The sequence below is a fragment of the Phytohabitans rumicis genome (genome assembly GCF_011764445.1).
GTDB classification, from domain to species: domain Bacteria; phylum Actinomycetota; class Actinomycetes; order Mycobacteriales; family Micromonosporaceae; genus Phytohabitans; species Phytohabitans rumicis.
Window position 1 is genome coordinate 4,047,381 of sequence record NZ_BLPG01000001.1, and the last position, 14,282, is coordinate 4,061,662.

A 14,282-nucleotide genomic window follows, 5' to 3' on the forward strand; every position below is an offset into this window, starting at 1 on the left:
GCCGGCCCGGCTTTCCGTCGATCAAGGGCATATGGTCGTGCTTTGATCTCCAATCCACGACCTTTTGCCCTTGATCGACGCGCAAAGCCTTGATCGACGCGGGGTCGGCGGGGAGATCACGCGACCCTCATCCGTCCGGGCCGCGCGACCTACACACGCGTGACTGGAACACCAGTGCTGTTATCGCGGTCCGACAACAGCACTGGTGTTCCAGTCACAAGCTGCGCCGCTCCCCGGTGATCGCTACGCCCTAGTAGGGGGACGCCGGTTGTGGGACCACCACTGAAAAGGGCGCCCCTTTGGGCGCGTGGAGCGGTATAGGGGCGCCCTCCTCACGCGCGAGCCCACAAGAGGGGACCCCTACTGGGGCGTAACAGGGGCCTCGCCGCGAGACCACCCCTGGCGCTCCCCCACACGCCGCACCCATGGCCCGCCGATCAAGGAAAACGTCGCCGATCAAGGGCAAACGGTCGTGGATTGGAGATCAAAGCACGACCATTTGCCCTTGATCGACGCGCAAGGCGGGCGGGGCGGCCGGGGCGGGCGCGGACGGCGGGTGCGCACGGCGGGAGGGGCGGGAGGGGTTAGGGGGAGGAGATTGTTAGGGCGGTCCAGGCGCCTAGGTAGATGACTGAGCCGTCGCGCAGGGGTACGGGGACGTTGGGGTCGATGGGGTTTGCGGACGGGTCGTTGACGTACGTGCCGTTGGCGGAGTCGAGGTCGACCACCGCCCACCCGCCCTCGTGCGGCACCAGCAGCGCGTGCAGGTGGGAGACGCCCGGGTCTTCGGGCGGCCCGACGAGGTCGATGTCCGGGGTGACGCCGCGGGACCGGCTGCGCCGCCCGACCACCATCTGCTGGCCGGCCAGCTCGAAGCGGCGTTCGGCCACGAAGCGGGGGAACGCGAGCGTGCCGGCGTCCTCCCCGCCCATGGCCTTGATCACCTCGAAGTACGTGGAGTCGGCCCGCACCACGACGTGCCAGGCGGCCACCGGGGCCACCACCGGCGCCACGACCGGCGACGGGGACGAAGTAGAAGACGGGGGCGCCGACGGGGTAACCGGCGGGGCGAGGAGGAAGTCGTACCCGTCCTCCTCGCAGAAGCGACCCGTCTTCGGAGTGCTACAGACGGGACAAAGCACAGCGGGCGAAGACGAAGGAGTGGCCGTAACAGGAGCAGGAGCGGCGGGAGCGGTAGGAGCACCGGTCATCAGCGAGCCGCAGGTGTCGCAGTAGTCCAGGGTCTCCGACTCGTGACCCTTGGGGCAGGTCGCCATCAGCCCTCCTCGGCCGGCTTCTTCTTGACGCGCACCGTCTTGACGGAACGCACGTCGGCCAGCTCCGCGTCCACGCTGGCGACCTGCTTCTTCAGCCGTACCGTGCCGGTGGGCGCGTCGATCACCTCGACGACGCGGTTGAGGAGTTTCGCCGTACCCTCGTGGCCGGACTCGTTGGCGAGCTGGACCGCGCGGCCGAGTTTCGCGGTGGCGGTTTCGACGTCGCCGTCGGCGTGGGCCTTGAGCCCGTCCTGGATGACCGCGGCCAGCTCGGCCTGGCCGGTGTAGTGGGCGACCTGCGGATTGATCCTCGTGGAGAGGGCCGTGTCGTCGGTCCAGCGGGCCAGCACCCGCTTTTCGGTGAGCACCTGGCCGCCGCTGACGAGGCTGATCCGGGCGGCCAGCACCTCCTCGCCGATCGCGTCGGGCTCGACCTCCACCGAGACGTGGTAGTCGCGGCTCTCCGCGCCCCAGGCGCCGGTCGGGTAGTCGCCGATCCGGGCGCTCACCTCGGTGCGGCGGCCGGTGAGGTCCTCCACCTGGGGGAAGACCTGCTTCACGAAGCGGAGCTTCGCGCCGGCGGGGGTCCACAGGCGCAGCGAAACGTCGGCCACCGACTTGCCCATGGCGGACTCGGTCATCGCCCGGAACGCGGCCGGCAGCTCGGCCGGGTCCTCCAGGCCGTCCGCCGTGCCGAGCAGCGTGGAGGCGACCTTGCGCAGCTCGGTGGCCACCCAGTCGGTGCCGATCCCCCGGCTGTCGCAGACGAACTTGCCCTCGCACGCGTCCAGTACGCGCTGGAAGTCCTGCGGGGTCTCGTGCTGGTTCTGCCCGTCGGTGAGCAGGATCGCGTGCTTCACCTCAGCCTGCTGGCCGGCGAAGAGGAAGTTGGCGAGGTCGAGCCAGCGGCCGATGGCCGTACCCCCGTCGGCCCGCAGGCGGGTGACGGCGGCCTTGGCCTCGGCCCTGGACTTCGCGTCGGCCGGGACCATCCGGTTGTCGCCCGGGTAGATCATGTGGGCGCCGGCGGTGCCGGCGATGACGGCGAACGCCACCCCGTCGCGGAGCGTGTCGATGGCGACGGCGGTCGCCTTCTTGGCCTCGGCGATCTTGGTGCCGGGCATGGCCATGGAGCCGGACGTGTCGACCATGATGACCTGCGCGGCGGTGAGTGCTGTGGAGGTGTCGCGCAGGTCGCCGCCCTGCGCGGTCACCGTGACGATCGCGTCGACGACGCGGCCGCCCTCGGGCAGGAACTCGTTCTGGTCGATCTCGGCCGAGAACTGCGCGGTCATGGGGCAGATCCTCCAGTAGCTGGGAAGGAGAGTACGGCGATCGCGATGTTGTCGTGCCCTCCGCCGTCGAGGGCGACCTTGGTGAGGTGCCGGGCCACGTCGATGGGGGTGCCGGTGGCGGCGGCGGTGAGTTCGGCTGGGTCGGACAGGTAGTGGTGCAGGCCGTCCGAGCACACCAGCAGCTGGCCGGGTCCCGCCGGCCGGAGCGTGGTGACCTGCGGTTCGGCGTCGGTGGAGTCGGCGCCCAGCCAGCGGATGAGCGCCCGGGAGGAGGCGTCACTGTCCACGGTGGCCGGTGCCGGACGCCCGGCGGCGAGCTGTCCGGCGATCGAGTCGTCGATGGTCAGGCACGCCGGCTCGGGCCCCAGCCAGTACGCCCGGCTGTCGCCGATCCAGCCCACCGTCACGGCATCCCCGCACGCGATCGCGGAGACGTACGTGCAGCTGGGCGGGGCGTCGCTGTCGTCCGGGCCGGCCGCCGAGCGGGCCGCCTTGGCCGCGGCCTGGGCGCCCTGGTGGGTCGCCTCGGTGGGATCGGCGCCCGCGGACAGGGCGGCGAGCAGCGTCGTCATGCCGGCCTCGGCCGCGCCGTGCGATGCCGCGTCCGCGCGGGTGGACGTCGACACGCCGTCACACACCACCGCCACAAGGCCGCCGTCGAGCCGGCCGATCACGACCGCGTCCTCGTTGCGGGGGCGCCGCCGGCCCTTGTCGGTGACCGCGGCGACCGTGTCCAGGTCCAGCTCGGCATGGCCGCGCCCGATCGCCCGCCGCCGTCCACAGTGGTCGCAGTAGGAGGTCGACGCGTCGACGAAGGACGCACCGCAGCCCGCACACTCGGCGCCCGCCGCCCGGGAGGAAAGCCAGACGGTGGGCACCGGCGGTGCGCCGCCGGTCTCCAGGTTGCGCCCGCAGATCTCGCAGAACCGGTGGTCCGGCTCGCTCGGCGGCCCGTGCTCGGGACATGCCCTCATGTGAGCGTCCGGGGGCGAACAGCGTTCGCCTGGTCCACCAGCGCGATCTTGTGGTCCGGGTCGCGGGCGAACTGGGCCATCGTCCGGTACGCCCGTTCCAGCCCGAACCGCAGGCCGCGCTCGGTCAGCGGGTGGCCGAGCACCTGCACCCCGTCCGGCAACCGGTGCGCCGGCAGGTGCGTGCCGGTGATCCAGTCCAGGGCGGCCTTGAGCATCTCGACGGTGAGCAGCGCCTGCCGTTCGACGTCGAGGACGAGGCGCTCCAGCCGGCCGGCCGCCGCCAGCAGGGAGTGCTGATCAGCGACGAGGCTGGCGCGTACGGCGGCCACCTGCGCGGTGATGTGGTGACTGGAGCTGTCCGGCACCTGGTCCAGGACGGCCAGCGTGCCGTCCCGGTCGCCGGCCGCCAGCCGGATCCGGGCCAGCCCGAACGCCGCGCTGATGAACCCGCGGTCGACCCGCCAGACCCGGTCGTACAGCTTCTCGGCCGCGGCCGTGTCGCCGGTGCACTCGATGGCCGCGGCGAGCGCCAGCCGGGCGGCCGGCTCACCGGGCAGCTCGCCGTAGACCGCGTCGAATGCCACCCGGGCGTCCCCCGGCCTGCCGGCGGCGAGCGCCGCGATGCCGCGGTACCAGTCAACGCGCCAGTCGAACGGGTCCGCCACCGTGAGCGCGTCCAGGTCGGTGCCGGCCGCGTCCAGGTCACCGGCCTCGATGCGGGCCCGGACCAGGCGCAGCGACACCTCCGTGCTCCGCACCGGCGGCGCCTCCAGCTGGCGGACCAGCTCGGCCGGGTCGGTGCTGCTCAGCGTGGCGAGGAAGCCGGCGCCCGGGTCGAGCACGTCCACCTGCGGCAGCGGCAGCGCACCGGCCACGTCCGCCGGCCGCAGGTCGGCCGCGACGGCGGCCGCGCCCACCTCGCCGGCCCCGGTGCCGAACGCCCGCCGCTCCGGCGTGAACTGCCGGGACAGCGCCGCCCGGGGCGCACCGTCCACAGCGGACAGCACCTCCCGGAGTACGCCGAGCAACTGCTCGCTCATCTCGGAGGCGGACTGGAACCGGCGGGCCGGGTCGCGATGGATGGACCGCCGCAGCAGCCGGTAGTACGACTCCTCCTGGGCCAGCAGCGGGATGTCGGCGCGCTCCGGCAGCGACGACGCGTACGTCGTGGAGAAGCCGCGGAACTCGAAGCTGAGCACCGCCAACGACCGCCCGACCGTGTAGATGTCGGACGCGATCGACGGGCCCACCTCGGCGACGTCCGGCGCCTGGTAGCCGGGCGTGCCGTAGACCGCGCTGACGTCGTCGTCGATCCGGCGTACGGCACCGAGGTCGATGAGCTTGAGCTGCTCCTCGGCGTGGATCACGTTGTCCGGCTTGAAGTCGCAGTAGAGCAGGTCGCGCCCGTGCAGGTAGCCGAGCGCGGGCAGCACCTCGGCGCCGTACGCGAGCACCTCGGCCAGCGGCATCACCCGTGCGCCCTCGGCGCGCCGGGCCATCAGCATGTCCCGCAGCGACTGGCCGCCGACGTACTCCATGACGATGTAGCCCACCGGCACGCCGGTCTTCGGGTCGGGGTGCTGCACGAAGTCGTGGATCTTCACGATGCTGGGGTGGTCGATCTCGACCAGGTACCGGCGCTCGGTCACGGCGGCCGCCATCGCGTCCGCGTCACCAGTGTTGATCAGTCCCTTGAGGACGACCCAGCGGTCGCTCACCGAGTCGGCGAGGTTGCGGTCCCGGGCTAGGTAGATCCAGCCCAACCCGCCGTACGCCAGCGCGCCGAGCACCTCGTACCGGTCGTTGACGACGTCGCCCGACCCCAGCCGGGGCACGAACGAGAAGGCGTGGCCGCAGTTCGGGCAGAACCCCTCCACCCGGCCCGGCTTGCCGTCCTTGCCGCGCCCCACCGGCTCCTCGCACTTGACGCAGAAGCGCCGCGACTCGGACACCTTCGGGTCGGTCATGACGGCGGTGGCCGGGTCGCGCAGCGGCACCCGGGGCAGGTCGATCAGCCCGGCGCCCAGCCCGCCGCGCGACGAGCCGCGGCTGCGCCCGGACGACGGCGTCGTACGCCCGGACGCGCTCACCGTGGCCACCGACGGGGTGGTGGCCGTCGACGCCTGCTTGGGCACCGCCGTGGCGGACGCCGGTGCCTTGCGGCCGCACTCGTCGCAGTAACCGTCGGCGCCGTACGAGCCGGGGCAGCCGGGCCGGACACACCTCATGGGTGTCCCCTCTCCGTGAGGTCGTTGAGGTAACGCTGGTAGGCGACCACCGCGCGGGTGGCCGCCGGAAGGTCACACGGGCTCGTGTAGAGCAGGTCCTGCGCGGCCCGGTGCCGGGCGGACAGCTCGTCGTGCTCGACCAGGCCCATCCGGCCGGCCCGGGAGCGATAGGCGTCGAGCCGGCCACGCAGCTCGGCCCGGCGCTGCAGCAGCCCGTCGGCCGCCTCGTACACGTGCGCGGCCCGCTCCCGCGCCTGCGCCACCGAACGCTCCACAATAGACAGCTCGTCGGCCAGCCGGGCCCAGCGCCGCTCCCGCTCCAACTGCCCGAGCTGCGCCAGGTGCGCGCGCAGCGCGGGCACCGCGTCCGGCACCGGCGGCAGGCCCGCATGCGCGATCTTCGCCTCCGCGAGGGCATGCACGCGCCGCGCCTCACTCTCGGCCGCGGCCACCTTGTCCACCGCCGCGATCAGCCTTCGGACCATTTCCGGGTACGCCGTGCGCAGTCCCGCCAGCCCGGCGATCCGTTTGGTCAGCGCGTCGATCTCGGCGAGCAACCCGGCCGGCGGCCCGCTCGCGCCGAAGGGGTCCCGCAGCGCCTCCGCCTGTGCCTCGCCCAGCCGCGCCGCGATGCCGTCCACATCGGACCGGGCGAGGGCGTCGCCGCCGAGGTCGACCGCTTCCGACCGGGCCCGCGCCAGCGCGTCCATGGGCACCACGTACCAGGCCGCGACCCGGCTGCTGGACGCCTCGACCTCGCCGAGCGCCCGTACCACCTCGGCGGCCACGGTCTCCAGGTCGCCGGCCAACCCCGGCAGTGTCTGCCATGTGGTGGGCGCGCCCGCGCTCGGATCGTCGACCACGATCCCGTCCGAGGTCAGCCCGATCACCGCGCCGCGCAGCACGGAGGTGAGGACGCGCAGTTCGCCCTCGCCCGGCCGGGACCGCTCGGCGCGTACCGTCTTGGCCCGGTCGAGCTGGGCGCCCAGCGCGGCGAACTGCGACCACAGCACGTCCACCGCGGCCAACACCTCGACCGCCACCTGCTGGGTCTTGCCACGCAGGCCGCCGCTGCGCAGCAGCACGAGGGCGGGGTGACCGTCCATTTCGTACATGGCCGCCGAGATCCGGTCGTACGCGGCCACCAGCCCGACGATGGCCCGGTCGACCTCGTCGCGGCTCATCGGCGGCGTCGTCACAGTCAATCCCGGTACCGGGCGACGGGCGGGGCCGGGGTCGCGCCGAGCGACGACAGCCACTGGTTGTAGAGGCGGGTCCAGGTGCCGTCCGCGCGCAGCTTCTCCAGCACCGCGTTGACGAAGCGCACCAGGTCGGGCGACTCCTTCTTCATCGCCATGCCGTACGGCTCCTCGGTGAACCTCTCCGGCAGCACCCGCGTGCCCCGGTCCTGCGCGGCGAAACCGGCGAGGATCGCGTCGTCCGTGGAGACCGCGGCCACCTGGCCCTGCTGCAGCAGCACGAGGCAGTCGAGGGCGTCATTGGCCGACACCGGCAGGGCCTGCGGCGCCTTCGCGGCGATGTTGCGGATCGACGTGCTGCCGGTCGCCGCGCACACCTTCTGGCCGGCCAGGTCCTTGAGTCCAGTGATCTTCGAGTCGCGGGTGACCAGGATCGCCTGGCCCGCGCTGAAGTACTCGGTGGAGAACGACACCCGCTGCCACCGGTCGCAGTTCATCGTCATGCTGCGGATGACGATGTCGACGCGGCCCTCCTGGACGGCCTTCTCCCGGTCGGCCGTGGTGATCGTACGGAACAGCACCTTGTTGGGGTCGCCGAAGATGGCCCGCGCCAGCTCCTTGGCCAGGTCGATCTCGAAACCGACGAGGTCGCCGCTGCGCGCGTCGCGGTAGCCGAAGCGGTAGTTGTTCTGGTCGACGCCGACGACGAGGCGCCCGGCCTTCTGGATGCGCGCCATCGTCGTACCGGCCGGCATCTGGCGGGGTGCCGGCAGCGCACCGGACGGGCGCAGGCTGGCCCGCGGGTCGCAGGAGCCGGACGGCGCCGCGCTGGTGGTCGGCAACACCGCCGGGTCGTGTACGCCGACCGGCAGCGGTGGGTCCACAATGGTCTGTCCACTGGAGCCGGAGCCGTTCGACGAGCACCCGGCGACGGCGAGCACCGCCAAGGCGACGGCCACGACGCGGGCCCGGGCACTCATCGGTACTCCGCCACCCGCCGCTGGATCCCGGCCGCGGCGCCGATCACCAGCAGCGCGGCGAGGAGCCCGACGCCGATGTCGGCCCCGGCGAGGGAGCCGGACGCGCTGTCCACCTTCTCCCGGAAGATCTCACCGTTGTGGTCGATCGCCTTGGCCAGGCTCTCGTCCAACCGGCTGGAGATGCTGGCCGTACTGCCCGGCTCGGTGCCCACGGCCGCGGTGACCGCCTGGGCGTACTGGCCGTTGTTGTCCAGGTCGCGCAGCTTCTGGTGGGCGGTGAGCCAGTTGCGGGCCTCGGTCGTGGCGGCCGCCAGCGCGGCCTGGGTGGTCGGGTCGGCATCGCCCGGGCCCAGCAGCCCGCCGCGGTCGTCCTTGCCGACGAGCTCCTCCATCACCTTCGTGTAGTCGTCGTCGAACACCTTGCCGTTGCCCCGGGCGACCAGCGTCAGCGACTCGTCGGTGCGGGCCTGCAGGGCGGTGATGCGCGCGTCGGCGAGCCGGGCCACCTCTTCGGAACCCTCGTCGTGGCTGGCGTCCAGGCGCCCCGCGGTCAGCACCGCGGACACCGCCAGCCACAGCACCAGCAGGACCGCGGCTCCGGTCGCCACGAGCAACCCGACGTTGAAGACCCGGTTGGTGCGCCGGGTGAGGTAGCGCTGCACCAGCACGAGCGCGACGATCGTCAGCAGGCCGAGCGCCACCGCGAACCACGGGAAGCCGCCGGCGTCACCGCGCGCCTCGTCCAGCTCGGCGGAGACCGCGTCGTACAACTCCTGAGCGGCCGGCAACAGGCGCTCGCGCATCACCCCGGACGCCTCGCGCAGGTACGCGCCGCCCACCGGCACGCCCTGGCGGTTGTAGACCCGGGCGGTCTCCACGAGTCCCGTGTAAACCGGGAGCTGGGACGCGATCCGGGCGACCGCGGCGTCACCGCGGCCCGCACCGGCGCCGCCCCGGAGACGATGGCCAGCGCGGCTGCCGCGTCCGCGATGTCGACCTGGTACCGGTCGCGCAGGGCGGCCGGCTCCACGCCACCGGTCAGGAACGCGCTCGCCGCGGTGGCGTCCGCATCGGAGAGCGCCCGGTAGAGCCGCTGCGCCGCGACGGTCAGCTCACCGCTGCGCGCCGTGGCACCGCTGACGAGGTCGGCCCGCTGGCGTACGCCGAGCGCCCCGGCGATCCCGGTGGCCAGACCCAGCACGACGAGCACCGCCGTTGCAAGGGAAAGCCGCCCCGGCGTCTGCCGAAGCCGCCGCTGGATCGCTGGGACGGCGGCCTGCCGCTGCCTCGTGAGAGTCCCTGTCACCACAGGGATCAAGGTAGCCAAGAGGTTCAACCCCGAACAGGCACCACCAGAGGTCCGTGGTCACCCTCGATGACCCGTACGCGTGCGTTGTAGTGCTCCGCTAGGAGATTTTCGGTGAGGACTTCACGGGGTGTACCCGTCGCGGCTACCCGGCCGGCGGACAGGAGCACCATGCGGTCGGCGTACTCGCCGGCGATGGACAGGTCGTGCATGGTGGCCAGCACGGTGAGGCCACGGTCCCGGCGCAGCTCGTCGACCAGGTCGAGCACCTCCTGCTGGTGCCCGATGTCCAGGGCGCTGGTCGGCTCGTCCAGCAGGAGCAGCGGGGCACCCTGGGCCAGCGCGCGGGCCAGGAAGACCCGCTGCCGCTCCCCGCCGGACAGGGTGGTGAGGTGGCGGGCGGCGAAGCGTTCGAGGTCGAGGCGGTGCAGTACCTCGGTGGTGGCGGCCAGGTCGGCGGCGGACTCGCGGCCCAGCGGCGGCACGTACGGGGTGCGGCCGAGCAGCACGTAATCGAAGACGGCCATGCCGGCCGGCACGACGGGCGACTGCGCCACCGTCGCCACGATCCGGGCGCGCTGTCGCCTCGGGAGCCGGTCGCTGGGCGTACCAAAGAGGGAGATGGACCCGGTCGCGGGCAGGAGGCCGCCGACGGCGCGCAAGAGGGTCGACTTGCCGGCGCCGTTGGGTCCGATGACGGTGACCCATTCGCCGGTGTCGACCGCGAGGTCGACGCCGGCGAGGATGGGCGCGCCGCCGAGCGTGACGCGGACGTCCTGGGCGTCGACGGCGGTGGTCATAGCGTGACCCGCTTCGTGGTGCGCAGGACGAGCACGAAGAACGGCGCGCCGAAGAACGCGGTGACCACGCCGATGGGGATCTCGGCGGGGCTGGCCACGGTGCGCGCGACCAGGTCGGTGAGGGTGAGGAACGCGCCGCCGAAGAGCACCGACAGCGGCAGGATCACCCGGTAGCTGGCGCCGGCGAGCAGGCGCACGGTGTGCGGGACGATGATGCCGACAAACCCGATCAGGCCGGACACCGACACGGCCGCCGCGGTGCCGAGGCTGGCGGCGGCGAGCATGATGTAGCGCGAGCGCTGCGGGTGCAGGCCGAGGCTGGTCGCCTCCTCATCGCCCACCGAGAGCACGTCCAGCTCGCGCCGGAAGAGCAGGAGCACCGCGCCGGTGACGACCGCGTACGGCAGGATCACCAGCACGTCGTGCCAGCCGGCCGTCGCGAGCCGCCCGAGCAGCCACGAGTAGACCTCGCGGATGGCGTCGACGTTGCGCTGCATGAGGTACGTCTGCCCGGCGGCGAGGAACGCGGAGACGGCCACGCCGGCGAGGATCAGCGTCGCCGGCGAGCGGTCGCGGCCACCGCCGACCCCGAGGAGGTACGTCAGCAGCACCGCCCCGACCGCGCCGAGGAACGCGGCAACGGGGGTGGTGAGCGGCAGCCCGGACGTCACGTCGCCGCCCGAGCTGCCGGTGCTGACCCGGTACGCGATGACGGCGGTCACCGCGAGGCCGGCGCCGGCCGCCACGCCCAGCAGGTGCGGGTCGGCCAGCGGGTTGCGAAAGACGCCCTGGTAGCAGCCGCCGGCGAGGGCCAGCATGGCGCCGACCAGGAGGGCGAGCACCACGCGCGGCAGCCGGATCTGGGTGACGATCGCGATCTCCCGCTCGTCCAGGCCGCTGTGCAGGTGGACACCGGGGATGAGGTTGAGCAGTTCGGCGGCGACGCTCCCCGGCGGCAGGCTGACCGGCCCGAACGCCACCCCCGCGAGCACGCTAACGACGACCGCCGCAATGCCCGCCGCCACCCACCCTTTGTGCAAGGAAGGGCCCCTGTTAGCGCTTTTTGCATAGCAGGGGTCCCCTCCTAACCACTGACACTCACGCGGGGACCGCGGCGACGATGGCGCGGACCAGGTCGACCACGCGGGGGCCCCAGCGGGAGGCGATGTCGTCGTCTAGCGCCACCACCTGGTTGGCCTTCACCGCGGTGATCGCCGCCCAGCCGGTACGGGCCTTGACCGTCTCGGCGGACTGCTGGCAGCACTTGGTGTCGGCCAAGAAGATCAGGTCGGGGTCCGACTTGATCAGTGCCTCGGGCGACAGCTGCGGGTAGCCGCCCTTCTTGCCGTCCGCGTCGGACGGGTCGGCGACGTTTTCCAGCCCGACGAGCGAGAAGAGCGAGCCGATGAACGTCTTGCTCGTCACCGAGTACAGGGTCGGGTCCAGCTCGTAGTAGTAGGTGAGCTTCGCGGACCGCTGCGGCACGTCCTTGACGAGCTTGGCGATGTCGTCCTTCATGCGCTGCACGAGGTCACCCGCCTCGGCCGGGTGGCCGGTGAGCGTGCCCAGTTCGGAGAGCTGCTTGTACGTGTCGTCGAGCGTGACCGCGGCCGGGGCCAGGTACACCGGGATCTTCAGCTTGGTGAGCTGATCCACGACCTTGTTGCTGTCGTTGGACAGCACCACCAGGTCGGGGTCTTGGCGGCGATCGCCTCGGCGTTCGGCTGGAACCCGGACAGGTCCGACTTGGGTGCCTCGGGCGGATAGTTGGAGTTGTCGTCGGCGGCCGTCACCTGGCCGCCCGCGCCGATCGCGAAGAGCATCTCGGTCGCGCTCGGTGACAGCGAGACAATCTTCTCGGGGCGCTTGGCGAGGGTGAGGCTGCCGACCGTCGCGGGGTAGCTCGCGGCCGCGCTGGTCGCCCCGGCGGCGGCCGGCTCGTCGGAGTCGTCGGCGCACCCACCCAGGGCGGCGGTCAGAGCGGCGATCGCTGCTAGAGCGATCAGGGGTTTCTTCATTGGTCCTCCCGTCGGTCGAGGATCCGGTGCTTCGCCGACAGGAGACCCGCTCCGCCCGCGAGGCGCCCCTCCTCGAGAGCGCTGTTCGCGACCGCGCCGCAGGCGACCTGGCTAGTCCATCCGGACATCCCGGACGGCATCACAGTTGCGGGACAGCGCCGGTGTCGCACCGGCTTCGCTACGGGCAGTCGCTAGCACGGTAGCGCACCGCTGAGCAGCCCTCCCGCGCCGATCAAGGGATTCCGCGTCGATCAAGGGCAAACGGTCGTGGATTGGAGATCAAACCACGACCGTTTGCCCTTGATCGACGGAAAGAGAGAGCGGCGGGCGCTAGGAGGAGGTGATGGTTAGGTTGTCTACGCCGGCCTCTACCAAGGAGGCGGTGCTCGCGTCCGTGGTTTCGATCAGGATGCGGATGGACTGGCCGGCGTACGGGGTGAGGCTGACGGTTTGGGTGGCCCAGGCGCCGTTGCGGTTGCTCGCCGCGCCCGCCTGGGTGAAGAGCGCCGTCGTGCCGCCCGAGTGCACCACGCTGACCCGGAAGAAGTCGGCGGATGACGAGTTCGAGCCGTGCGCCAGGTACCAGGCGAACGACAGTGACAGCGTCCCGCTGGATGGCAGGGTCACCGCGCCCGACCGCACGCTGGTCAGGCCGCCGTCGACGTCGTGGTCGCCGGCCGCCGCGCCCGCGAGCGGGCCGGTGACGAGGTCGTTGCTGCCGGCGAACGGGGTCAGTTGCTTGGCGCCGCTGGACGTGGTCGCCTGGGCGGCGCCCCGGGCCCACTGCCCGAGCGTGGCGGTGTCCGTGCTGGAGGCGTTCGTCGTCCAGCCGCCGGCCGCGGTCTCCAGGTTGTCGGACCACACGGTCGTGCCGCCACCGCCGCAGTAGGTGGCCTGCATGCCGGTCGCGCGGTACGGGCAGTCGGCGTACTCGGAGAGGATGAGCACGGCCTCGCGGTTGCGCGAGGTCTGCGCCGGGATGACCTCATCGGGCGGGTAGAAGCCGCCGCCGGAGGCCGAGCCGGGGTACATCTCGAAGGTGTACGCCCAGATGCCGTGCTGGCCCCACATCCAGTCGATGGAGTCGCCGTCGGTGATGTAGAGGTCGGAGGACTGCTCGGGCGTGTAGCCGTTGGTGGCGGCCATCTGCTGCCCGATCGTCTGGAAGACCGCCTGCTGGTCGACGCCCAGGCCGGGGGCCGTGTTGGCGGTGGTGTAGCCGTACGGCCACAGGATCAGCTGGGAGTACGTGTGGAAGTCGATGTTCACCTTGATCTGCTGGACGCCGCCGACCACCCGGCTGTTGACGAAGTCGCGCACCCGCTGGGTCTCCGGCGCGGAGAACGCGGACGGGCCGCGGTACGTCTCGGATCCCGTCGAGCCGGACGAGCCGCCGCAGCAGCCCCAGTTGTACGACCAGTTGCGGTTGAGGTCGGTGCCCACGTTGGCGGAGCCGGAGTTGGGTTGCCGGTTCTTGCGCCATGAGCGGTACGAGCCGGTGGCGACATCGTATTCGCTGCCGTCCGGGTTGACCGTCGGGATGATCCAGATCTCTCGGGTGTTGACGACGTTGGTGACCCGCGAGTCGGAGCCGTAGTTGTCGGTGAAGAGGTCCAACAGGTAGATCGCCATCTCGACGGTCAGGTGCTCGCGCGCGTGCTGCTGCGCATTGAAAAGGATCTCCGGTTCGGCCTCGTCGGTGGCCACATTGTCGGAGATCTTGATGGCCATGATGTCCCGGCCCTCGTACGAGTTGCCGAGACTGATCTTGCGGGCGATCGACGAGTGGTCGGCCACCACCTGGTTGACCTTCGTCGTCAACTCCGCGTAGTTGTGGTACGCCGAGTCGGCCGGCGGGAAGTCCAGCGCGTTGACGGCGTCCGGCGCCGCTACCGGTACGGGTACCACCTGGAAGCCGAGCCTGCCGATGGCCTGGACCTCGGCCTTGGTGGCGGAGATGTAGAGCTTCCCGTGCTCGATGTAGTCGATCGCCGCACCGGTACGGGCCACCGCGTCACGGTCAGCGAAGGTCCGCGGACCGACCACTGTGTACTGTGCGGCGACCTCGGCGGCCTTCCCGCCGGGTTCCGGTTTGGCGTTACCCGGACTGCTCATGATGAGGAGCAATCCGGCCGCCATGGTGGCCGCGAGGACGATAATCCTGCGGGTTCTGGGTATGCGGATAGGCATCAGTGACCTCCTGGG

At 71.8% G+C, this 14,282-nt stretch carries 11 protein-coding genes, 1 pseudogene and 1 riboswitch; all 12 genes and pseudogenes read right to left on the reverse strand.

Annotated features, from left to right (window positions below; genetic code table 11):
• Nucleotides 1-584 precede the first annotated feature (584 nt).
• Complete coding sequence (locus Prum_RS17900) at nt 585-1,277, reverse strand: FHA domain-containing protein (RefSeq protein ID WP_173077583.1); 693 nt, start codon at nt 1,275-1,277, stop codon at nt 585-587.
• Nucleotides 1,277-2,572, reverse strand: coding sequence for a vWA domain-containing protein (locus Prum_RS17905; protein ID WP_173077584.1), 1,296 nt, complete (start codon nt 2,570-2,572; stop codon nt 1,277-1,279). The genes Prum_RS17900 and Prum_RS17905 overlap by 1 nt, the downstream gene beginning before the upstream one ends.
• Entirely contained in the window at nt 2,569-3,546 is a 978-nt protein-coding gene (locus Prum_RS17910; RefSeq protein ID WP_173077585.1) for a protein phosphatase 2C domain-containing protein, read from the reverse strand. The genes Prum_RS17905 and Prum_RS17910 overlap by 4 nt, the downstream gene beginning before the upstream one ends.
• Nucleotides 3,543-5,774, reverse strand: coding sequence for a serine/threonine-protein kinase (locus Prum_RS17915; protein WP_173077586.1), 2,232 nt, complete (start codon nt 5,772-5,774; stop codon nt 3,543-3,545). The genes Prum_RS17910 and Prum_RS17915 overlap by 4 nt, the downstream gene beginning before the upstream one ends.
• On the reverse strand, nt 5,771-6,958 hold the full coding sequence (locus Prum_RS17920; protein ID WP_173077587.1) for a hypothetical protein: 1,188 nt from the start codon (nt 6,956-6,958) through the stop codon (nt 5,771-5,773). The genes Prum_RS17915 and Prum_RS17920 overlap by 4 nt, the downstream gene beginning before the upstream one ends.
• Before the next feature lie 17 nt (nt 6,959-6,975).
• The gene (locus Prum_RS17925; protein WP_173077588.1) at nt 6,976-7,953 is read right to left on the reverse strand and encodes a glutamate ABC transporter substrate-binding protein; all 978 of its coding nucleotides are present in this window, start codon (nt 7,951-7,953) and stop codon (nt 6,976-6,978) included.
• The gene (locus tag Prum_RS17930) at nt 7,950-8,864 is read right to left on the reverse strand and encodes a GlnX family signal transduction membrane protein (protein WP_503826942.1); all 915 of its coding nucleotides are present in this window, start codon (nt 8,862-8,864) and stop codon (nt 7,950-7,952) included. Before Prum_RS17930 ends, Prum_RS17925 begins: the two co-directional genes overlap by 4 nt.
• Nucleotides 8,756-9,259, reverse strand: coding sequence for a GlnX family signal transduction membrane protein (locus Prum_RS17935; protein ID WP_173077590.1), 504 nt, complete (start codon nt 9,257-9,259; stop codon nt 8,756-8,758). Before Prum_RS17935 ends, Prum_RS17930 begins: the two co-directional genes overlap by 109 nt.
• A 26-nt stretch (nt 9,260-9,285) precedes the next feature.
• Complete coding sequence (locus Prum_RS17940; protein WP_173077591.1) at nt 9,286-10,059, reverse strand: ABC transporter ATP-binding protein; 774 nt, start codon at nt 10,057-10,059, stop codon at nt 9,286-9,288.
• On the reverse strand, nt 10,056-11,099 hold the full coding sequence (locus Prum_RS17945) for a FecCD family ABC transporter permease (RefSeq protein WP_173077592.1): 1,044 nt from the start codon (nt 11,097-11,099) through the stop codon (nt 10,056-10,058). Before Prum_RS17945 ends, Prum_RS17940 begins: the two co-directional genes overlap by 4 nt.
• Before the next feature lie 58 nt (nt 11,100-11,157).
• A pseudogene (locus Prum_RS17950) lies at nt 11,158-12,077 on the reverse strand (ABC transporter substrate-binding protein).
• 106 nt (nt 12,078-12,183) lie between these two features.
• Nucleotides 12,184-12,251, reverse strand: a riboswitch (cobalamin riboswitch).
• Nucleotides 12,252-12,407: 156 nt separating this feature from the next.
• A complete protein-coding gene (locus Prum_RS17955; protein WP_173077593.1) occupies nt 12,408-14,267 on the reverse strand; it encodes a M14 family metallopeptidase in 1,860 nt (619 codons plus the stop codon).
• Between the last annotated feature and the right edge of the window lie 15 nt (nt 14,268-14,282).